16 protein-coding genes are annotated in these 20,806 nt (G+C 44.2%); 13 read left to right on the top strand and 3 right to left on the bottom strand.

From position 1 onward, the window contains the following. Nucleotides 1-174: 174 nt before the first annotated feature. From AAHF22_RS00355 to odhB, 4 genes are all read left to right on the top strand, one after another. Nucleotides 175-843: a stalk domain-containing protein gene (locus AAHF22_RS00355; protein ID WP_347322986.1), complete on the top strand. Its 669-nt coding sequence runs from the start codon at nt 175-177 to the stop codon at nt 841-843. A 279-nt stretch (nt 844-1,122) separates the two neighbouring features. Next, the gene (locus AAHF22_RS00350; protein ID WP_347322985.1) at nt 1,123-1,590 is read left to right on the top strand and encodes a GNAT family N-acetyltransferase; all 468 of its coding nucleotides are present in this window, start codon (nt 1,123-1,125) and stop codon (nt 1,588-1,590) included. Between the two features lie 541 nt (nt 1,591-2,131). Continuing rightward, entirely contained in the window at nt 2,132-5,017 is a 2,886-nt protein-coding gene (locus AAHF22_RS00345; RefSeq protein WP_347322984.1) for a 2-oxoglutarate dehydrogenase E1 component, read from the top strand. A gap of 6 nt (nt 5,018-5,023) precedes the next feature. Next, complete coding sequence (gene odhB / locus AAHF22_RS00340) at nt 5,024-6,295, top strand: 2-oxoglutarate dehydrogenase complex dihydrolipoyllysine-residue succinyltransferase (protein WP_347322983.1); 1,272 nt, start codon at nt 5,024-5,026, stop codon at nt 6,293-6,295. Between the two features lie 223 nt (nt 6,296-6,518). Here the strand turns inward: odhB and AAHF22_RS00335 are convergent, their stop codons facing one another. Then, nucleotides 6,519-8,045, bottom strand: coding sequence for a glycine betaine uptake BCCT transporter (locus AAHF22_RS00335; RefSeq protein WP_347322982.1), 1,527 nt, complete (start codon nt 8,043-8,045; stop codon nt 6,519-6,521). Between the two features lie 438 nt (nt 8,046-8,483). On the opposite strand from AAHF22_RS00335, the gene AAHF22_RS00330 reads away from it, so the two are divergent. The 4 genes from AAHF22_RS00330 to AAHF22_RS00315 all read left to right on the top strand — a co-directional run bounded on the left by AAHF22_RS00330 (nt 8,484) and on the right by AAHF22_RS00315 (nt 13,362). Further along, the gene (locus AAHF22_RS00330; protein WP_347322981.1) at nt 8,484-9,029 is read left to right on the top strand and encodes a GNAT family N-acetyltransferase; all 546 of its coding nucleotides are present in this window, start codon (nt 8,484-8,486) and stop codon (nt 9,027-9,029) included. Nucleotides 9,030-10,019: 990 nt separating this feature from the next. Next, complete coding sequence (locus AAHF22_RS00325) at nt 10,020-11,465, top strand: sugar porter family MFS transporter (protein WP_347322980.1); 1,446 nt, start codon at nt 10,020-10,022, stop codon at nt 11,463-11,465. An 857-nt stretch (nt 11,466-12,322) separates the two neighbouring features. Continuing rightward, complete coding sequence (locus tag AAHF22_RS00320) at nt 12,323-12,877, top strand: ribosomal maturation YjgA family protein (protein WP_347322979.1); 555 nt, start codon at nt 12,323-12,325, stop codon at nt 12,875-12,877. 26 nt (nt 12,878-12,903) lie between these two features. Further along, nucleotides 12,904-13,362, top strand: a complete 459-nt coding sequence (locus AAHF22_RS00315; RefSeq protein WP_347322978.1) for a hypothetical protein — start codon at nt 12,904-12,906, stop codon at nt 13,360-13,362. Nucleotides 13,363-13,689: 327 nt separating this feature from the next. On the opposite strand, the gene AAHF22_RS00310 is transcribed toward AAHF22_RS00315, so the two are convergent. Then, complete coding sequence (locus AAHF22_RS00310) at nt 13,690-14,181, bottom strand: CYTH domain-containing protein (RefSeq protein ID WP_347322977.1); 492 nt, start codon at nt 14,179-14,181, stop codon at nt 13,690-13,692. A gap of 314 nt (nt 14,182-14,495) precedes the next feature. Between AAHF22_RS00310 and AAHF22_RS00305 the strand changes: the two genes are divergently transcribed. Further along, the gene (locus tag AAHF22_RS00305) at nt 14,496-14,960 is read left to right on the top strand and encodes a DIP1984 family protein (RefSeq protein WP_347322976.1); all 465 of its coding nucleotides are present in this window, start codon (nt 14,496-14,498) and stop codon (nt 14,958-14,960) included. A 580-nt stretch (nt 14,961-15,540) separates the two neighbouring features. Here the strand turns inward: AAHF22_RS00305 and AAHF22_RS00300 are convergent. After that, entirely contained in the window at nt 15,541-15,939 is a 399-nt protein-coding gene (locus tag AAHF22_RS00300; protein WP_347322975.1) for a hypothetical protein, read from the bottom strand. 315 nt (nt 15,940-16,254) lie between these two features. On the opposite strand from AAHF22_RS00300, the gene AAHF22_RS00295 reads away from it, so the two are divergent. From AAHF22_RS00295 to AAHF22_RS00280, 4 genes are all read left to right on the top strand, one after another. Next, nucleotides 16,255-16,827: a nitroreductase family protein gene (locus tag AAHF22_RS00295; RefSeq protein WP_347322974.1), complete on the top strand. Its 573-nt coding sequence runs from the start codon at nt 16,255-16,257 to the stop codon at nt 16,825-16,827. A gap of 64 nt (nt 16,828-16,891) precedes the next feature. Beyond that, nucleotides 16,892-17,221 carry a GtrA domain-containing protein gene (locus AAHF22_RS00290; protein ID WP_347322973.1) on the top strand — a complete coding sequence of 110 codons (330 nt, stop codon included), beginning with the start codon at nt 16,892-16,894 and terminating at the stop codon, nt 17,219-17,221. 1,228 nt (nt 17,222-18,449) lie between these two features. Further along, entirely contained in the window at nt 18,450-19,811 is a 1,362-nt protein-coding gene (gene rlmD, locus AAHF22_RS00285) for a 23S rRNA (uracil(1939)-C(5))-methyltransferase RlmD (RefSeq protein WP_371834004.1), read from the top strand. Nucleotides 19,812-20,205: 394 nt separating this feature from the next. Further along, a complete protein-coding gene (locus AAHF22_RS00280; protein WP_347322971.1) occupies nt 20,206-20,679 on the top strand; it encodes a hypothetical protein in 474 nt (157 codons plus the stop codon). Nucleotides 20,680-20,806 lie beyond the last annotated feature (127 nt).

The following is a 20,806-nucleotide window of genomic DNA, read 5'->3' as shown; positions in this document are numbered from 1 at the left end:
GAGAAATCTTGCCTAATCTGGCAAGGTTTTTCTTTTATATGCAACCGATCTCATCTAATAACGTATTGCTTAAAAGTAAAGCATATTAGTTTAATAGCTTATACCGGCCTTACACACAATGGTACTTACATACTTCATAAGGCTGACCAATCGATCAATGAGGAGGAATTCATAATGAAAAAGAAATTAACAATTGCTGCTATTGTCGCAGGCATGGGGATTATGGGTGCTACAGGGGTGTATGCAGGCACCAATCTTCAACAAATTAAAGCAGCACTTAACTATGGCATAGGTATCGAAGTGAACGGACAGGCGTATACAGCGAAAGATGCGAATGGCAAAACGCTTGCTCCGATCACGTATAACGGTACAACGTATCTTCCGGTGCGTGCGATCGGCGAAGCGCTGAACACACCGATCGCTTATGATGCAGCCGCAAGTAAAGTGAAAATTGGCTCGACGGGAGCAAGCTCTTCATCAACAAGCGGTAGTTCATCTACGAGTTCCACGGGTACATCCAATGTACAACGTCCACAACATATTCCGGCTGACTTCCCCATACCTGCTGATGCCAAAGTATTTGATGTCATTGAAAGCTCTAAAGATGGCGTCAAGTCCGTCGTATTTAGCTATTTAACTAAACAAGGTCTGGAGCAAATTGGCAATAACTACAAGCAATATTTCGTCTCCAAAGGTGCAACGAAGCAATACGAAGAAATCAAATCCGACGGATTCACCGTTATTGATTCCGGTTCCAACTTCTCCGTCACCGCAACCGGCCAGCCGGGTAAAGGCGATAAGCAAGGTTTTAACGAAGTGAATATTATCTGGCAAGGACAATAATGTAATGGTATATAGGGTGCATAATGAACGATCAAGCTTAATATAGGTCGTTGTAGGTAATAGTAGATAGGTAATAGTATAATAGCCCCTCTGTTTGCTTCGTATGAAGACAAATAGAGGGGCTTTTTAAAGAGCCACACTATCATATAGATGAATGATTCCAGCTGACCCCTATAAACAGCAGCGTCATTGTTTTTCGAATACCAATTTGTAAAGATAACACATTCGAGTACAATAATAAAAACGCTTCGATCCCATCGCAAAGGAGTCTATCTATTCATGACCTGGCACATCAAACATTTTAATGAACTGACAACAACCGAGCTGTATCGCATTTTGCAAGAACGTACTAACATTTTTGTTGTAGAGCAGAACTGTCCCTATCCTGAAGTAGATGGAAAGGATCTGCATTGCTACCACCTGTATCGTCTGGATGGCGAGCAAATGACGGCTTATGCGCGTCTGCTGCCGCCAGGCATCGCCTATACGCAAGCATCGATCGGCAGGGTCATCGTACCTGCTAGCTATCGTGGCAAAGGCTATGCAGGCGAGCTGTTCGCCCGTGCGATTGATTTTATTCAGCAGGAGCTGGGGGAAACGGAGATCAAAATTCAGGCGCAGGAGTATTTATGCCCATTTTACGGTTCATACGGCTTTCAAGCGATCTCAGAGCCGTATTTGGAGGATGGTATTCCGCACGTCGATATGTTGCTAAGCAAACGGCTGGAGCCTCTTCGTGTATCGTGATGACACGACCGCTAACAATCGCACATACACAACGATCCCAAAAAGGTGTCCGCTTATCTCAGCCGGACACCTTTTTGCCATGTTAAAAATAACGTTTTCGATACCGTCACATCTGTAAATGTAAACATACAGATGGAGCTGGTGAGATTTGGACAAAATAGCTAAAAATTAAAATTGGAAATTCGCAACTGGCTGGTGTAGAATGGAAAATGTAAAGCGGATCACAGACAAAGTAAGGGGGCATGACCAGCTCGGTATGACTTCCACATGTGCTCAATGTTACGGACAGGTGAATGATGAAAGCTGGATATGATGTCGCTTTTTTCGTACATCATCCAAATTTCGCGATAATCGGGCTAAAAAAGCTAAATTATTCTGTATGCAGGCCAAAGAAAACGTTTTCTTAATGCAACATCCCGTTTCCTCTTCCATAGTCTCATTTTAGACTATTTTGTGATTAAACAGATAGAGGTATAATTGAAAGTGTTGCAATTCCGTCACAAAAATATTCACAAAAAATTCAAGACGGAGGGAATCCTCGATGACAATCGACGAATCGAACAGACCATCGCTATGGCAATCCTATTACGGTCCCAATCTGGGGTACCTACAGGAGCAGTATGAAAAGTACAAACAAGACCCGAACTCGGTGGACGAGGGTTACCGTGAACTCTTTGAACGTTATGGGGAACCTGTAGCTCCGGCTGCGCCTGTTTCCGGCACGGCAAGTGAGCACGGGACTAGCACTCCGGGTAAAGTAGACACCAATCTGTTAAAGAAAGCGGTTGCAGCAGAACGGCTGGTATGGAATATCCGTACATACGGACATCTTGCAGCAGATATTGACCCGCTTGGTCTGAGCGCACCATCTGATGTGCGTTTGCTTGACCCTGAACAGTATGGACTCAGTCAACGCGATCTGTCGCAACTTCCAGCATCTCTGATCTGGGAAAATGCGCCGGATGAGGCACGCGACGGCTGGGAAGCGATCCAGATTCTTCGCAAAAAGTACACTGGACCGCTCGCTTACGAATTTGCTCATGTTCATGACGAGCAGGAGCGCAACTGGCTGAACCGCCAGGTCGAAACGAACTCCGCTTCGCAGACGCTTACAGACGAGGAACGTCTCGATCTGCTACACCGTCTCGTAGAAGTAGAGCAGTTTGAAGAATTTTTGCACAAAACATTTGTCGGACAGAAACGTTTCTCCATTGAAGGAAATGACGCGCTCGTTCCGATGCTGGACACGATCGTGCGTATTGCTGCGCGCGGCGGAGCTCGCCACGTACTGATGGGCATGGCTCACCGTGGTCGTCTGAACGTACTGGCGCATGTGCTGAACAAGCCATATGCGAAAATCTTCTCCGAATTCCATCATTCTCCGAACAAGGACATGATGCCATCTGAAGGCTCGATGGGCATTAACTTCGGCTGGACAGGCGATGTAAAGTACCATCTGGGTGCTCGTTACTCGCTGACGGATGAAGGACAAAGCTATGAAACTCGCCTTACACTGGCGAACAACCCGAGTCACCTTGAATACGTCAATCCGGTTGTCGAAGGCTTTACACGTGCGGCGCAGGACGATCGTAGTGACAAAGGCTATCCACGTCAGGATAAAGACAAAGCAGCGGCGATCATCATGCACGGTGACGCAGCGTTTGCCGGCGAAGGGATCGTAGCCGAAACACTTAACTTTAACCAGCTGCCAGGCTTCCAAAATGGCGGTACCATTCATATTATCGTAAACAACCGTCTCGGTTTCACAACAGACAGCAAGGACTCTCGTTCGACTCATTATGCTAGTGACCTGGCAAAAGGGTACGAGATTCCGGTTATCCACGTCAATGCGGATGATCCAGAAGCGTGTGTGCGTGCAGCTGAAATGGCGATGCAATACCGTAACCTGTTCAAAAAAGACTTCCTGATCGATCTGATCGGTTATCGTCGCTACGGTCATAACGAAGCGGATGATCCAGAAACGACCCAACCGCTTATGTACGGCAAAGTGAAAAACCATCTGCGTGTCGCTTCTCTGTATGGTAACCGTCTGGCAGAGCGCAATATTGCACCTGCGAATCAGTATGAAACGTACAGAAATGAAGTACAGGAACAGATGAAAACGACCTATGACGAGGTAAAACGGGATGAAACGCAATCGGCGTTTGGCCCGGTGAATCCTGCTGGCGAAGGAGCCGCACGCGCTTCCAATGAGACAGCTGTACCAGCAAGCCTGCTGAGCAAAATCAATGAAGGCCTGCTGGCATGGCCGGAGAACTTCAATGTGTATCCGAAGCTGCAACGTATTTTGGAGCGTCGCCGTGGTGCACTGGAGCCGGAAGGTCGCGTCGATTGGGGCCATGCGGAGACACTTGCATTTGCAAGTATTTTAGCGGAAGGCAAGCCGATTCGTATTACCGGTCAGGATGCTGAGCGTGCAACATTTGCACATCGTAACCTTGTGCTGCATGATGCGAAAACTGGTGAAGACTTTTGCCCGCTGCACCGTTTGCCAGAAGCAAAAGCATCGTTTGCTATCCATAACAGCCCCCTTTCGGAGGCGGCAGTTATCGGGTTTGAATATGGCTACAATGTGTATGCACCGGAAACGCTTGTAATCTGGGAAGCACAGTATGGCGACTTCGTTAATGCTGGACAGGTGCTGATTGACCAGTTCATCTCTGCCGGTCGCAGCAAATGGACACAGAAATCGAGTCTGGTGATGCTGCTGCCACACGGCTACGAAGGTATGGGTCCAGAGCATTCCAGTGCACGTCCAGAGCGTTTCTTGCAACTGGCTGGTGAAGACAACTTCACTATTGCTAACCTGACTTCGGCTTCTCAATATTTCCACCTGCTGCGTCGTCAGGCGCTGAGCACGGAAACCGAAGAAGCGCGTCCACTCGTTGTGATGGCGCCGAAGAGCTTGATTCGTAACCCACGTGTCACTGCACCAGCTTCCGAGCTGAGTGAAGGCAGCTTCCGTCCAATTTTGGAGCAATCCGGTCTGGGCGGTAACAAAGATGCGGTGGAGCGCGTGATCCTCTGTACAGGTAAAGTTGCCATCGATCTGGAAGAAGCGCTTGAAAAAGAAAAAGATACGGATTTCTCCTGGCTGCACATTATTCGTGTAGAGCAGCTGTATCCGTTCCCGAAAGAAGAAATTAGCAATGTTCTGTCCGGCTTCAAAAATCTGCAACAGATCATCTGGTTGCAGGAAGAGCCGCAAAACATGGGTTACTGGACATATACGGAGCCAAGACTGCGTGCGATCTCAGGCGGAATCGAAGTTAGCTATATCGGCCGTCCGGAGCGTTCCAGCCCGGCAAGTGGTTACCAGCACGTTCACGCTATTGAGCAACAGCGTATCCTGACATCAGCACTCAAACCAAATTCGTTGAAAAACAACATATCCCTGGGGAGGTAAGCAGCTGTGAGCGAAATCAAAGTACCGGAAATGGGCGAATCGATTACTGAAGGAACCGTATCAAAATGGGTAGTTAAAGAAGGAGATACCGTTAGTCAGGGTGATGTTCTACTGGAACTGGAAACGGACAAAGTTAACCTGGAAATCAGCGCTGAGGAAGATGGTGTGATCGAATCGATCACCCGTCAAGAAGGCGAAACCGTACAGGTTGGTGAATCCGTTGGTGTGATTGGCGCGGGTAGCGGTGCTCCTAAAGCACCTCCAGCTCCACCTGCCAAAGAAGACAAACCAGCTCCACCAGCACCTGCTAATGAGCAAGCGCGTGAGCCAAAAACCGATCTGGCCACAGCGGTAGCTGTGAGCAAGCCAGAAACTGGCGATACGATTGCAACGCCTGCGGCACGCAAATTGGCTCGTGAGCGTGGTATCGACCTGACTGCGGTACAGGGTAACGATCCAATCGGCCGTGTGAAGCATGATGATGTGCGCAAACATGACGATAAGCCAACGAACCTGGGTGCACCTCCAAGCAAACCAGCTCCGCCAAAACCGCCAGTTGCGGATAGCAACCCTGCGAAACCTGCGGATCGTGTACCGATGTCCCGTCGTCGTCGTACCATTGCGAATCGTCTTGTGGAAGCACAACATAATGCAGCCATGTTGACTACATTCAATGAAGTAGATATGACTGCAATTCTCGATGTGCGTAAACGCCGCAAAGACAAATTCAAAGAGAAGCATGACGTAGGTCTCGGTTTCATGTCCTTCTTTACAAAAGCCGTTGTGGGCGCGCTCAAAGCGTATCCGATGGTAAATGCCGAAATCGATGGTGATGATGTGATCATCAAGAAGTACTACGATATCGGTATCGCTGTATCGGCGAAAGAAGGTCTGGTTGTACCTGTGGTACGTGATGCAGATCGCCTCGGTTTTGCTGGTATTGAGAAAGAAATTTCCAGCCTGGCATCGAAAGCTCGTAATAACAGTCTGTCCCTGTCTGAACTGCAAGGTGGTACATTTACAATTACCAACGGTGGTGTATTTGGCTCCCTGCTGTCCACACCAATTCTGAATGCACCGCAAGTCGGTATTCTGGGTATGCACAAAATTCAGCTTCGTCCAGTTGCAATCGATAATGAGCGTATGGAAAACCGTCCGATGATGTACATCGCTCTGTCCTACGATCACCGTATTATCGATGGTAGCGAAGCAGTAAGCTTCCTGGTCAAAGTAAAAGAATTGCTCGAAGATCCAGAAACACTGCTGATCGAAGGCTAATGGTTTCATCAGATGTATTGGAACGCGAATGATGTTTTTAAGAATTTTTAAGAATTATATTTTTAAATAAAGTTTTATAGTGAAATTTTGTAGTCAAACTTTATAGTAAAACAAAAGAGCCGCTCCTAATGGGGAGCGGCTCTTTTTAGTGTATATTTTAATTTGTATTTTGCTAGGTTCTAAGTTGCTTAAAGTTCACCATTAAAGTTCACCAGAGCGGATATTAGTCTTTCTTAACAGATGGGGGCTGGGTAGCCCGCTTTTGCTTTGCCAATTGACTCGCTTCTTGATTGAGCACTTTAAGTAGGCTGACCGCCATCATCACGATCACGAACGAGAAAGGCAGTGCAGCGATAATCATCGTGTTTTGCAGCGCTTGTAGTCCACCAGAGTACAGCAGTACAAGTGCAATCGCAGTCAGAAGCAAGCCCCAGATCACTTTTAGCAAATTGCTCGGATTTTGCGAACCATTGGTGGTCATCATGCCAAGTACGAATGTACCCGAATCGGCTGAAGTGATGAAGAAAATAGCAATCAATCCAATCGCCAGTAATGAAATAGCAGAGGCAAATGGGAAAGTAGACAATACACCAAACAACGATTGCTCTGTAGTCAAGGCAGAGATCAATTTGGTACCGCTACGCTCCAGCGCAATCGCCGAGCCGCCAAATACGGAGAACCAGATAAAACTAATGATCGAAGGTGCCAGTAGTACATAAGCGACAAATTCGCGAATGGTACGCCCTTTGGATACACGAGCGATAAAGATACCGACAAATGGCGACCAGGCAATCCACCAGGCCCAGTAAAAAATAGTCCACGTATTGATCCATTGACGATTTTCAGAATTGAGCGGAGCCAGACGGAAGCTCATATTAATAAAGTTTTGCAAATATTTACCGATCGTATCGGTAAACAGATTCAGTGTGAACAGGGTAGGACCAAAAATAAATACGAGTAACAGCAGTGCACCTGCCAGAATCATATTCACATTACTGAGAATACGAATCCCTTTGTCCAGACCACTAAGTGCGGAACCGAGGAACATAACCGTTACGATAATAATAATAATAAACTGACTAATAAAGCTGGACGGTATACCATATAAAAAGGATAAACCACCATTAATTTGCACCGCGCCAAAACCGAGTGAAGTCGATACACCAATAACCGTAGCAAGTACAGCAACGATATCAATCGCTTTACCAAATTTACCGGTTGCATACTTACCGAGAATAGGGCGCAATGTAGCACTAATCAAGCCGGCATTACCGCGTCTGAACATAAAGTAAGCGAGCGAAAGTCCAACGAGACCGTACACTGCCCATGCATGAATACCCCAGTGGAAAAACGTATATTGCATCGCATCCCGAACTGCGGCGCTTGTGCCTGTCTCTCCGGTAGGCGATTGCAGCGCATAGTGGCTAATCGGCTCAGCAGTTCCATAAAACACAAGACCGATACCAACACCAGCGCTGAATAACATCGCTACCCAGGTAGGGCGGGAAAATTCCGGCTGATCTTCAGGCTTCCCCAGTTTGATCTTACCGACCGGGCTGATCATCAAATACAGACAGATTGCCACAAAAGCGGTCACAATAATCAGATAGTACCAGCCGAATGTATTCGTAATAAATGCTTCTGTATTGGCCGTTACATCTTCAAAGGCTTGCGGTGCAACAACACCGACGATAACTAGCAATAGCAACACAGCTGCTGCTACATAAAATACACTTGTTGTTTGCTTCATAGGCTTTTAAACAGCTCCTTGTCTTGATTGTTATGCAGAATCTATTCACGAATAGAACGATGGATAGTAGCTGCGAGTAGATGTGACAGGATGATACAAATACATACAAAGTTGGATGAGTGCTTTTGCTCAAAATATACTTTTTATATGTATACCCAATGCCGAGTCAATTGCTTTTAGGCGCGGGTTCCAGTATAACCAAATCGATAAGGTATTGCAAAACATAATGATATAGTAGAATCTTTTGGAATACTTATGTATTTATTAGGCAAGCTAGTAGAGCCGACTTTTACCTGTTGTTTCCAGAAGTGATAAAAAGCGATACTATTAAATAAGCTGCTATACGGTATAATAAACATACTATGACATGTTTTATATGAAAAAAGGATACGCACACCAATCTATCTGAACCATATGACCAGCGAGGAGGCTACATATATGCGAATTGAAGCAAGAAGCTACAATATTAAGGGATTGGAATATACGATCCGTTGTGCCAAACCGGAAGATGCTCACAGCCTGGCAGAAGTGCGCCTGCAAATTGATGGGGAGACTGAAAATTTGGATCGTCGTCGTGGCGAAGCGTATTTGGAACCGGAAGGGTTTGAAGCTTTAATTAAAGCAGATACCGAGAAGGCAACGAATTTGCTGCTGGTGGCAGAAGCTAATGACCGCATTGTTGGTTATTCGCGTTGTGAAGGTAGTCCGCTTAGCCGGATGGCGCATAAAGTTGAATTTAGCGTTGGTGTCATTCAAGATTACTGGGGACACGGTATCGGTCGCCAGCTGTTAGACCATTCTGTAGCCTGGGCTGATGAGACCGGCATTCAAAAAATGACGCTACAGGTGATCGAGACGAATAGTAAAGCGATTGATATGTATAAAAAAGTAGGCTTCGAAATTGAAGGCGTACTTAAGCGCGATCGTCTACTGACAGACGGTAATTATTACAATACCATCGTGATGGGACGCTTCCGTTTATAAGGATTGGTTGAGATGATAAGTGATCCCGGTTGTGATTATGGATTACAGATGAATTACCGATTACGGATTACCGATGATCTCGTCTGTGAATTGCAAATTGCAGATTATTAAAATGATCCAGATTATTAGTGATTGCCGCCCCATCATTGAAAGATAACGCATAAAGATAGCGTAGCATTTAAAGATAGAGTAGCGCCTTGAATTAGTGTTGTTTATTGTATGCGTTATCACCTGTACACTGAGGAAGTCCAGCAATCATTTTGAGAATGAAGAGCATTAACTATTCAGATGGAGTACTCATCTGTAGTACTCATCGAGATACAATAAATATTCGCCAAAAATGACTATGAACACAATAAGTACGATACGGACAGAATAAGTATGATATGGAATTACTATTATATAGTACACATGTATAACACAAACGCTATTCACCAAAATATTCGTAAGGTTATTGGGTTGAAAAAAATCTCCATTTCAGATGCGATTTGTACATTTCTAGTGTTAGCGATTTTCTAACACGAGGTGCAATGAAAAGGGATTTTTGCAAAGCAAAATATCTTACAGCTAATGTTGAATATAGACGTGTATAAGGTCAAAGCTCGTCACTTTGTTTCAGATGGAATAGTTAGTTGTGTGTCTTCTCGAATGATTGTCTGTCTTTCATATGCTTGTATCTTATATTGGATCACGAAGCCGTCTGCATGCGTTGCGCATAATAGGCGGCTTTTTGGCATTGCATCAGACTGGATATACTTCGGCTGACAGTCGCACTAGCGATCGTTGCGATTAAATGGCAAGCAAGCAGGGTATATGAAAATAGACATAGGTGTAAATCGATACACATGAATCGATTAGCAAACGGATCGTATTGGATCAAAAACTGGATTACATAATATCCTTTTTAATCTGTAACGCTATGATGTTGCTTAATAAATGATTTACCCTAATCAAGCAAGAAAGTTTGCAATAACGACAGGAGTGAAGGCAATGAGTACAATTCAAAATGATGAAGCGAGCCGGCGGGCTTTTTTGCGTAAAGTCATTCTTATCTCGACGCTAGGGGGCTTATTGTTCGGCTATGATACAGGCGTGATCAACGGTGCGCTGCCATTCATGTCAGCACCAGACCAGTTAAATTTGAACTCGCTCACTGAAGGGATGGTCACCAGTTCACTACTGCTAGGTGCAGCATTTGGTGCGGTAGCCGGCGGACGTTTATCCGATGCGATCGGCAGACGGCAAAGTATTCGTTATCTGTCTATTTTGTTCTTTTGTGCGACCATTGGTTCGGCGCTCGCGCCAAATGTGCCTTTTATGGTAACATGTCGCTTTATTCTCGGTCTCGCCGTTGGTGGTGCTTCGGTTACCGTACCATCCTATCTGGCAGAGATTGCGCCGGCACAGAAGCGTGGCGGTATCGTAACGCGCAATGAGCTTATGATCGTCAGCGGCCAGCTGCTCGCTTTTGTATTTAATGCGATTCTCGGTACAACGCTTGGTCATAACGGTCACATCTGGCGTTATATGCTGATTATGGCGGCGATTCCGGCAGTGTTCCTATTCATCGGTATGTTCCGTGTACCGGAAAGTCCGCGTTGGCTCGTAGCCAATCAGGAGAACAAACGTGCTTTGCGTGTGCTGCGCCGTATGCGTAGCAATAAGCAGGCTACGCGCGAGCTGGAGGAGATTAAGGAAAACACGGAGACAGAAGAAGAGACGGAACAGGCAAGCTTTCGCGATATGGCAACACCATGGATTCGCCGTATCGTCCTGATCGGTATCGGAATTGGTGTTGTACAGCAGATTACCGGTGTGAACTCGATTATGTACTATGGTACCGAAATTTTGCGTCAATCCGGTTTTGGCACGAATGCCGCATTGATTGGTAATATTGCCAATGGTGTTATTTCAGTGGCCGCAACCTTTTTCGGCATGTGGCTGGTCGGTCGTGTCGGTCGCCGTCCGATGTTAATTACAGGTTTGGCAGGAACAACGACAGCTTTACTATTAATTGCGATTTTCTCTAATATGCTGACCGGATCAGCAGCATTGCCTTATGTGATTTTAGCCTTGACCGTTACGTTTCTAGCGTTCCAGCAAGGAGCAGTATCGCCTGTTACCTGGCTGATGTTGTCAGAAATTTTCCCACTGCGACTGCGTGGTTTTGGGATGGGGATTAGTGTATTTTGTAGCTGGATGGTAAACTTCTCCGTTGGACTATTGTTCCCGATTATGACGGGGAGTATCGGACTATCGATGACTTTTTATGTATTCGTCGCACTCGGTGTAATTGCACTGGCATTTGTCATCAAGTCTTTGCCGGAAACGAGAGGGCTTACACTTGAGCAGGTAGAACAGAAATTTCGTGAATTTGGTAAAAAGATTAAGGGTGCAGGTAGTGGGTTGAAAGATGATACGGCTGCGTTGAAGTAAGCACGCTCATGGATTGGAATGTATGGTTTGAATATGCTGGAGTAGCACATCTACGAATGTGAAAAACATGTAGATGTGCTACTCCATATTTGATTTTACCGGATAATTCATACTGCACGATACGGAATCTGTAAAAGCTATACCGCTAGTATGGCTTCACAGTTTTCTTGGCAGCTCGGCTTTTCATAAGATAGTTTAGTTCGCAAAAACCATAATCACACATAATTTTTTATAAAAATTAAAATTTCATCATATGAAAAATTCATAATAATGAATCTATATATTCTCCTTTCTTGTTACTCAACCGACGGATGTTCATATTCGTATCTAACTCATTAAGCTGATATAATGGAAAAAGTAGTAAAGTAATACAATCGAAAAGTTTGAATGTACATATAAATTTGAATGCAAGTGTAAATGCAACTTAGTTTAATTGATCGCAAGAGCATTTACGTTAGCTACGTAGTAAGGAAAGGAGAAGTAGATGGAATTTATTTTACATTTTAAAGTATAGGTACTAATTGAATACTATGTTTTAATACCTATTTTAGTTAGAAGGAAATCGATCGTAACGTAGTCAAGCTAAAACAAATAGAAGACCGAATTATGATATACATAGTTTACAGAATATAAACCACTATCGCCTTAAAAGGGTGTATAGTTATAGTCATTTGAAGATTATTATTCGTTGTACTGGGTGCAATGGGTTAGGGTATGATGATTGGTTGCGTACAATGACGGACTTCTTAGCCATCAGCACACTATACAATGAACAAATTTGTAGTAAATAAAGTGAGTTTTATCGCCAATAGTAATACTCATTAGTTTATCTTTTCATGAGGAGAAACCGACAAATCATGAACAAGGAAGATCGACCTCATTTGCAGCATGATCGACCTCATGCTTCTCGTACAGCGACACAGAAGACAGAGCGACATTCTACATGCTCGCCTGAACATACGATGTTTCTCAATCATACAGAAAGCATATCTACCTACGCTGCCAGCGCTTCTAATAAGCACAGTATTCGTAAATATCGTTTCGGTTATGCGATCGCTATCATCGTAACGATAGGGCTTGGTTTAGCCTCGCGTCGGTATGCTGAGATGTTGCCACCGCTGTTTGCTGCTCATGCAGGAGATATGCTGTGGGCGATGATGGTGTACTGGGGAGTGCGACTTCTACTGTATCGGCGCTATTGGATAGCGGCTATTGCTGCATTGCTATTTTGCTATGGAATAGAGTGTAGTCAATTGTATCAGGCAGATTGGATTCGTCAGCTACGTGATACAACGATTGGAGGTCTAGTGCTTGGACATGGCTTTCTCGTTGTTGATCTGGTTCGTTACACAGTAGGTGTAGGGCTTGCCGTCATCATAGATCGGCTGGCTCGTTATAGTGTAAAGCAATAATCAATAAATAGATCGGAGGGTATGCTATGTCTTCACAACCACCATTTGAACCATCTGACCACTCAGCATCAGATGATAACGAATCATTACTTGCACCCGACCCTTCTGAATCGCTTCGACGTGAATTGGAAGGGGAGGAAGAATCATTTATCCTTAAGCTACGGGTTGATCTGTGCTGGGAGCCGGATCATGCGGTCGCTCTATTAATCCGAATGTATTCGTATATTCATTCCACAGTAGGCACGCAGGTGCTTCATCGGAAAGTAGCGGGGGATATCTGGTTCCTTATTCAATTTATTCGTAACTGGTCTTCTCATGAAGCATTCCGTCGTGCCAATCCGTATCCAGATGAGTATTATAATGAAGTGTATGAGCTGCTGCATATACTGGGAGACTGGTATTTTACGGGAGAGTGCCCATTTACCCACCCCGAATCGGTGATGGAGGAAATTCGTAGTTTGCAGCAGTTCAATGGACGAGTTTGATCCCTATCCTATGCTACAGACATCGATAATGTGCAAAAGAGGTATAGATGCTAAAAGATAGCAGTCTAAAAGATGAATAGCGCTAAGTTGAAACATACGTTTCAATCGCCGCAGTTAAAATAAATCCTGTCCAGTCGTAATCGACCGCTCCGAGTTCAATAAAATAAGCCTCCATCGATCAATGTCTATAAGAGGGCACCGATCGATAGAGGCGTATTGCTATATTTTCAAAATAGAACGATCTAATATAAAACGATACACAGTCAAAATTACATAACATTCTCCGTGCATATAATGATCAGCTAATAATCAGTAAACCTATCTTCATTATCCTTGTTGCGCTTGCTCCTGAATATCCTGCCAGAGTTGACTGTTCACATAGGTACCTTGCTCAGTCACATCTTCGCCAAACCATGAAGGTGCTTCATACGCATGATAATCGTCTTCACTGTCAAATTCAATCTCAATCGTCATTAATCCTTGCTGCACCGTATTGTGGTAAATATCCAGATCATAGCTACGACCATCCAATTGCACCTTATGACGTGTCTTGCGAAGCGGAATAACTTGCAGTCGCTCGGTTAGCTGCTCGTACAGTTCATGTCCGATTGCAAATTCGGTCTCATCACGCGAAATACCGCGTCCGGCTTTATGTGTCATCGTAAAGCTTTCCTCGCCAGCGCTAAGTAAGCGGCGGACACGCAACGATTCATGCTCGGTCGAAGCGAGATAAGTCTGGTCGATCTCCTGCGTACGAGTAATGACCAGATCGTCCGGTAGATGGGAAAGAAGGTATTTGCGTTCGATTTCTTTGGCCATAATAGATAAATCCTCCTGAGTAATGGGGTATGGCGAATCGGTTAGGATAATGATGAACCTGGCGTGAATGTTGTGTTGCTTGGAAACGAATATTTAGCAAACGAATCACGGCGGTTTCCAGCATAATCACGACGCCGATTTGCAATGCTACTGTCGTTATTCTTATAATACTATACATAGGAACGCTTTGCAGAACGTAACGATGTCGCTTGAAGCAACATGAAGTTGAGAATGGGTCGTCTGGGGTAGGTAACTGACGCAAAGTAAAGGGTAAAGTACACATATTAATCATATACATAGGATGAGGTGTTGTTATGAGACTGGCAGAAGCATTGATTCTGCGTGCAGATGTGCAGAAACGATACAATCAGGTCAAAGCAAGATTAAGTGCAAATGCTAAAGTACAGGAAGGCGAGCAACCACCAGAGAAGCCGGAAGAGTTGCTATATGAGCTGGAACAACTGCTTATGCAGCAAGGTTCGCTCATACGCCGTATTAACCGTACAAATTGTATGGTAACTTTTGACGGGAAACGTACCATTGCAGATGCACTCGCCGACCGGGATATACTGGCACAGCATCGTAATGCGCTAAGCGAGCTGATTCAAACAGCAAGTGTGCGTCAGGATCGTTTTACACGCACAGAAATTCGTTATGTATCTACCGTAGATATTGCCGCGCTACAACGTCAAGCAGATCAACTGGCGAAAGAATACCGTGAGCTGGATATTCGTTTGCAAGAGCTGAATTGGAGTACTGACCTGTTAGAGGAGACTTAATAAAAGAGGCTTATATAGAAAAATAAAGAGGGCTTGATGTTACACTTAAAATGGCAAAGTTATTATAACTCAAACTTGCATTCATGTAGTTAACAAATAACGCGATACTCTCTGTTAGCAGGTAATGATTGTATGAAGCGAGCACAAACCGCCAACTGGTCAAGTTGGACTGTCGGTAAGGGTGAGGGGCCATCCTGAGGTTCAATTCCTCCGTTACAATTGCGCCTTGTAAAGTGACAATTGTACATCTTACACATAACGATTTACTACCGTGTGCTGGTCATATGAACATGAGGGCGGGTTTGGGGTTTGATAGAGAGTAACATATTTCGAGTTGATGATTCAGCGTGTGCGGTACAAGATTGATCCTGTCAGTGTAGAGGTCGCAGGAGCATGGAGCAAGTGCTGCGTGTTTTTTGATGACAGCCATACGTGCGAGGTTGTGGTTTTACAAAACGATGTTAAAGCAATAATTTCGGCAGGTCTCGATAGTTTATAAATAAGCGATAGCATTAAAAATCCCGTGTTCACAGTTATTATGCTGTGAACACGGGATTTTGATTATGTGTAAAGAAACGAATTAATTATGAGGGTTAGTATACACTTGACCAGCGTTTGCTACATCTGCACTAACTACAATGGTATGATTTCCACCTAAATAAACATCGTTTTTAACAAGTGTATATGGACTGCTACCACTGTAGGATAAAGTAGATACAAGTTGTCCTACACCATTGTAAATTTTAACTTTGAATGTCGCATATTTGGCAGGTGTAATCGTAACACTAATTTCACCATGCAAGAAGATCGTATCTTGAAAGATTACGTAAGAAGCTTCAGCGGCAGTCACCTGAGAAGTTACAGCAGGTGTAGTTTCCAAATTGGCAGAAGCTGCAACAGGAGCAGCAAAAGCTGTTGGTGCGACAAGAGCGGCAGTGAGTGTCAAAGCAGATACAATGGCGATGCTACGATTTTTCATATACATGACTCCTTTTGTTAGATTTAAAAGCAACATGAGCATAACATATATATTCCTTCAAACCCATAAAATACCTAATAATGTAACTAATTGGACATATTTACAAAATAAAAGGAAATAAATGAGTTAAATGGTTGAAATATACTCTTATTTATATTAAAGTAAACGGTTACATGTATGGATGTGAATACAGAACCGACCTATGATCCATATAAAATAGGAGTATATGTATTTCTAAAATTAGAGATTTCTGCACAATTGGTGTACAATACATACTAGGCATTAACTGAGAATGATTATCAAGGAGGAATATCCATGTCTATATCCGAAACGATTCGCAATCGTCGCTCGATCGGTAAAGTAAAACCGGACGCCATTCCACATGAGCAAATCAAGCAGATTTTGGAGGCGGGAATTTGGGCACCAAATCATCGCCTGACTGAACCGTGGAAATTTTTTGTGTTAGAAGGCGATGGTCGTTATAAGCTGGGAGATGCACTTGCTAATGTTGCACGTGCCGAAGGAGCCGATGAAGAAAAAGCAGCTTCAGCACGCACTAAAGTGGATCGTGCGCCGGTCATCATTGCTGTCGCTGTAGAGCCAGTCGATAATGCTAAAGTGATTGAATTAGAAGAATATGGTGCTGTATTCGCAGCCATTCAAAACATGCTGCTGGAGATTCATGAACTCGGTCTTGGAGCAGTATGGAGAAGTGGCGACCCTTGTTATCATGCAGAGATGAATAAAGCTTTCGGTCTTAGCGAAAAAGGTAAAATGCTTGGGTTTATCTATTTGGGCGTGCCAGAGCGTACTGATCAGACGAGCAAGCGTACACCAGTTGCTGAAAAAACAGAATGGATTACTACGTATCCAGAAACGACGAATTGATTGCTGCTCGTAGCTTATGATCTATGGAAGTCACACGGTACAAACACCTGTGGGAGGTGAATGGATGATAGCACATGATCCCGTTTGTCCTTGCTGTCAGCATGCACTTACCAGACAGGAAGCCCGTGCACTCGCTAAAGCAAGTGCACATGACGATGGCTTTTGTCCAGCATGTTATGCAGAACTTTATCCTACCAGAGGCTCGCGTGCCATCGTTTCCTGTATATCACTGGTGATCGGTTTACTGATTCTGACGATATGCCTGTGGGCTGGTGGAACGCTCGCTATTGTAGGTGTACTTATTGCGGTGGCGGTGCAGTTGGTCGTCAACTATACGTTACGACCGTTTATTTATTCGTATCAAGCCTATGAAGAGCCTTTATTTAAGCTGTAGCTGGATGGTTAACTGACCGAATGTAACAGCATAAAAGCAGGTTAATCATTCAATGCATAGAGTATGATACAAAGCAGTATGTTTTACAGACTGATCTTGTCTGTAACATGCTGTTTTTTTTATTTTATATAGATAGGATTAATGATGTGATGATCAACTTGGGCATGTACGCAACCTGTTTGTGCTGGGCTAGATACCACTTTGGTAAGGAATGAGCGTACAGATGCTGACCTCGCACAGAAATCTATGGAGTAGCAGATCGTGGTAGATTCACGTGCTCGTAGGAAATAAGATAGTTTGCTCTACAAAATCATTTTTTTATTGAACTACGTGTGAGGAGATCGCTAACACTGGAAGAGGTAAGATATTTTGCTTGGCAAAAATCATTTTTTCATTGAACCCCGTGTTAGGAGATCGTTAACACTAGAAGAGGTAAGATATTTTGCTGTGCAAAAATCATTTTTTTATTGCACCCCGTGTTAGAAGATCGCTAACACTAGAAGAGATAAGATTTTTCTCTGCAAAAATTCTTTTTCACAGTACTCCGTAGTAGAAGATCGTTAATACTATAGTTGTCTATTCAACTTATTTCCCTTTTCCAGTGCAGAGCTGTTTACACGTACACGATTTTGCCTGCACACTATGAAATGACGGTAATAATACCCTGGTAACGATATACCTCCATTAAAATACGGTTAACCCTGCACGCTGTTTGTGGTAAGATGGGACACGACTACAAATCAAGGAAAACGGAGACTATATTATGACCGATAAATCCAGCTCCAATTCGGGGAGCTATAATTCAAGCCGTAAATCACGACCGGATCAAGCGGCATCGCGTGCGCACAATCGTGCTGCAACATCCGGTGCGCGTGCAGAACATTCAGCTCATCCACATTCCGCAAGCTCTCAGAGCAAGTCGGATTCCAATACGCAGCAAAAGAAACAAACGAAGCATGCATCACATTCAGGTGATTCATCGACTCGTTCAGCAGAGACGAAGCGATCACAGACAGGCAATTCCCGTCCTACATCGGCAGGAACAGGCTCATCACGCCATAAACCTGAATTTACACCGGCACAATCGAAATCGATACAACCCAAATCGGCACATCCGGCTACTGGTAAGTCAAATCATGCCGGTAAGTCCAACAACTACAAAACACGCCAATCCTCGTCATCCAAGCGCCCGGCCAAGTCTGCTCCTGTACGCGATAACGCTGAAGAATTGCAAGTCGGCGACCCGATTATCGTAACGATTAAGCGCTTAGGGATTAATGGAGAAGGTGTAGGCTACTATCGCCGCAAAGCGGTTTTTATCGATGGCGCATTGCCGAATGAAGTGATTAAAGCAAATGTGACCGAAGTCCAGCACAAATTTATTAAAGCAACGATACGTCAGCTTGAAAAGAAATCTCCACAGCGTATCAAGCCGCCCTGTCCGGTATTTGACGTGTGCGGCGGTTGCCAGATTCAGCATATTTCCTACGAAGGACAGCTACAGGCAAAAACGGATATCGTACGCGAAGCATTTGCACGTTATACCGAGCTGGATGTCGTGAAAATCAAACCCATGCTAGGGATGGAGCATCCGTGGGCCTATCGGAATAAAGCACAATTGCAACTGGATCGCGGAGGAAACGGCGATGTCATTGCCGGGCTGTACGAGATGAACAGCCATCGGATCGTCGATATTAGCGGCTGTCCCATTCAGCATCCACAGGTGAATAGCACGATCGAAACAGTCAAAACTATATTACAGGAGCTGAACATCCCGCTCTACACCGATAAGGAAAATCGGGATGGTGTAAAAACCGTCGTTGTACGCTACGGCTTCCAATCGACCGAATTACAAGTTACGCTCATCACCACATCCAGTCAGCTTCCACACCAGGAAGAACTGATCGAACGCCTGCGCACTGCGTTGCCAGACCTGACAGGTATCGCGATGAATATCAATACGAAGCGCACATCGCTCATTTTCGGCGAGCACACGACAACATTGTGGGGCAAAGAGGCAATGGTCGAATCACTCGGCGATCTGGAATTTGCGCTTTCGCCAAGAGCATTTTTCCAGCTGAATCCACAGCAGACGATTAAACTGTATGAATCGGTTCGTGCTGCGGCTGCATTGACGGGCAAGGAAACCGTAATTGACGCTTATTGCGGAACCGGAACGATCGGTCTCTGGCTCGCACCTTATGCGAAGGAAGTACATGGCATTGAGACGATCGCTGAAGCGGCGGAAGATGCAACGCGTAATGCAGCGCGTAATGGACGCAACAATGCAAGTTTCCATGTAGGCAAAGCAGAGGAGCTATTGCCACGCTGGGTGAAAAAAGGCATAAGCCCGGATGTGATTATCGCTGATCCGCCACGTACAGGGTTAGAGCAGGAATTTTTGAATACAGTGCTGAAAACGAAGCCAGAGCGAATGGTATATGTGTCCTGTAATCCGTCGACGCTGGCGAAGGATTGTAAAGTGCTGCTGGATGGTGGGTATGAAATTCAGTGGGTACAGCCGGTTGATATGTTCCCGCAAACTAGTCATGTGGAGGCTGTGACGTTGTTGGTGAGGAAAAATGCTTAAATCGAATAGATTTGAATAGGGTATACCGGAACAAAATGTACCTGAAAACATAGTAAAGAGGGGCTTCGATGCCCCTCTTTTTTATGTTTCGAGTAAAACAGTATTCATCCTGTCGTAGTTGATTTTTGGAATGATTCTGTCTACGTTGTTTTCGATGTATGGACTTCACCTCATATATTTTTAAAATAAAGCATTTAAATACAACAAAAACAGAATTTTATGATAAGCTTGGAGCATTTACCAAAGAAATGAAGCACATTGACTATACCTAGCATGATGTGAATGATTGCAGAAACGAAATTGGGATGCGTAAAAAAATGATAGATTGTACATCTGACACATAGCAGTTACGTGAAAGGTGAACGTGAAATTTTAAAATATGAGGAGGAGTTGAATGGCACGAGAACATGAGTTTTATCTCTTTTCCCGTACAATCGATGTAGAACGATTTTGGAAGATCTGGAGGAATAAAGAAAGCAATTCCCAAATTATAGATCGTGTAATCATACATGATGATATCATTCTGTATATTATGGATACTTTAAAATGGATTCCGAGTCGCAATCCAGCTCTAATGGGCATCCCAGCTAGTACAGGGATTAACTATTATGGTTTGACTCTTTTTGACGAGGTTTCTGCTGGAAACTTAAAAAGTGTATTTTCCTCCTGGAGGGATTTATTTCTGAACTCACCAGCCGTATTAGAGCTTAAAGGAGGATATATTATGATTGAGGGAGAAGAACAATCCGGTCATTATGAAAAATTAGTTTATAATCGAGACGAAATCGCTAAGCAATTCGAAAAAATTATTTCATTTGCCGATCGATTGGCTGAGGGTGAATGTTATTTATATCATTGTGGAATATAGAAGTTACTTTTGAATGTTTCCTGTCTAGGGGATTGTCGTTTATCTTTTGCACGGTTGTTTGCTGAATGGTGATCAAGTATTCGTGTTGTTTCTAGTAACTAACTGTGCTTATGAAACTATTACGTTG

Source organism: Paenibacillus wenxiniae (assembly GCF_039822605.1).
Taxonomy (GTDB): Bacteria; Bacillota; Bacilli; order Paenibacillales; family Paenibacillaceae; genus Saccharibacillus; species Saccharibacillus wenxiniae.
Note: the sequence above shows the minus strand (reverse complement) of the source record. Positions and strands in the feature narration are given on the sequence as shown.

Excerpts from the sequence above, each read along its gene's own strand:
- AAHF22_RS00355 (WP_347322986.1), top strand. The coding sequence starts at position 175 with ATGAAAAAGAAATTAACAATTGCTGCTATTGTCGCAGGCATGGGGATT.
- AAHF22_RS00350 (WP_347322985.1), top strand. The coding sequence starts at position 1,123 with ATGACCTGGCACATCAAACATTTTAATGAACTGACAACAACCGAGCTG.
- AAHF22_RS00345 (WP_347322984.1), top strand. The coding sequence starts at position 2,132 with ATGACAATCGACGAATCGAACAGACCATCGCTATGGCAATCCTATTAC.
- AAHF22_RS00335 (WP_347322982.1), bottom strand. The coding sequence starts at position 8,045 with ATGAAGCAAACAACAAGTGTATTTTATGTAGCAGCAGCTGTGTTGCTA.
- AAHF22_RS00330 (WP_347322981.1), top strand. The coding sequence starts at position 8,484 with ATGCGAATTGAAGCAAGAAGCTACAATATTAAGGGATTGGAATATACG.
- AAHF22_RS00325 (WP_347322980.1), top strand. The coding sequence starts at position 10,020 with ATGAGTACAATTCAAAATGATGAAGCGAGCCGGCGGGCTTTTTTGCGT.
- AAHF22_RS00320 (WP_347322979.1), top strand. The coding sequence starts at position 12,323 with ATGAACAAGGAAGATCGACCTCATTTGCAGCATGATCGACCTCATGCT.
- AAHF22_RS00315 (WP_347322978.1), top strand. The coding sequence starts at position 12,904 with ATGTCTTCACAACCACCATTTGAACCATCTGACCACTCAGCATCAGAT.
- AAHF22_RS00310 (WP_347322977.1), bottom strand. The coding sequence starts at position 14,181 with ATGGCCAAAGAAATCGAACGCAAATACCTTCTTTCCCATCTACCGGAC.
- AAHF22_RS00305 (WP_347322976.1), top strand. The coding sequence starts at position 14,496 with ATGAGACTGGCAGAAGCATTGATTCTGCGTGCAGATGTGCAGAAACGA.
- AAHF22_RS00300 (WP_347322975.1), bottom strand. The coding sequence starts at position 15,939 with ATGAAAAATCGTAGCATCGCCATTGTATCTGCTTTGACACTCACTGCC.
- AAHF22_RS00295 (WP_347322974.1), top strand. The coding sequence starts at position 16,255 with ATGTCTATATCCGAAACGATTCGCAATCGTCGCTCGATCGGTAAAGTA.
- AAHF22_RS00290 (WP_347322973.1), top strand. The coding sequence starts at position 16,892 with ATGATAGCACATGATCCCGTTTGTCCTTGCTGTCAGCATGCACTTACC.
- AAHF22_RS00280 (WP_347322971.1), top strand. The coding sequence starts at position 20,206 with ATGGCACGAGAACATGAGTTTTATCTCTTTTCCCGTACAATCGATGTA.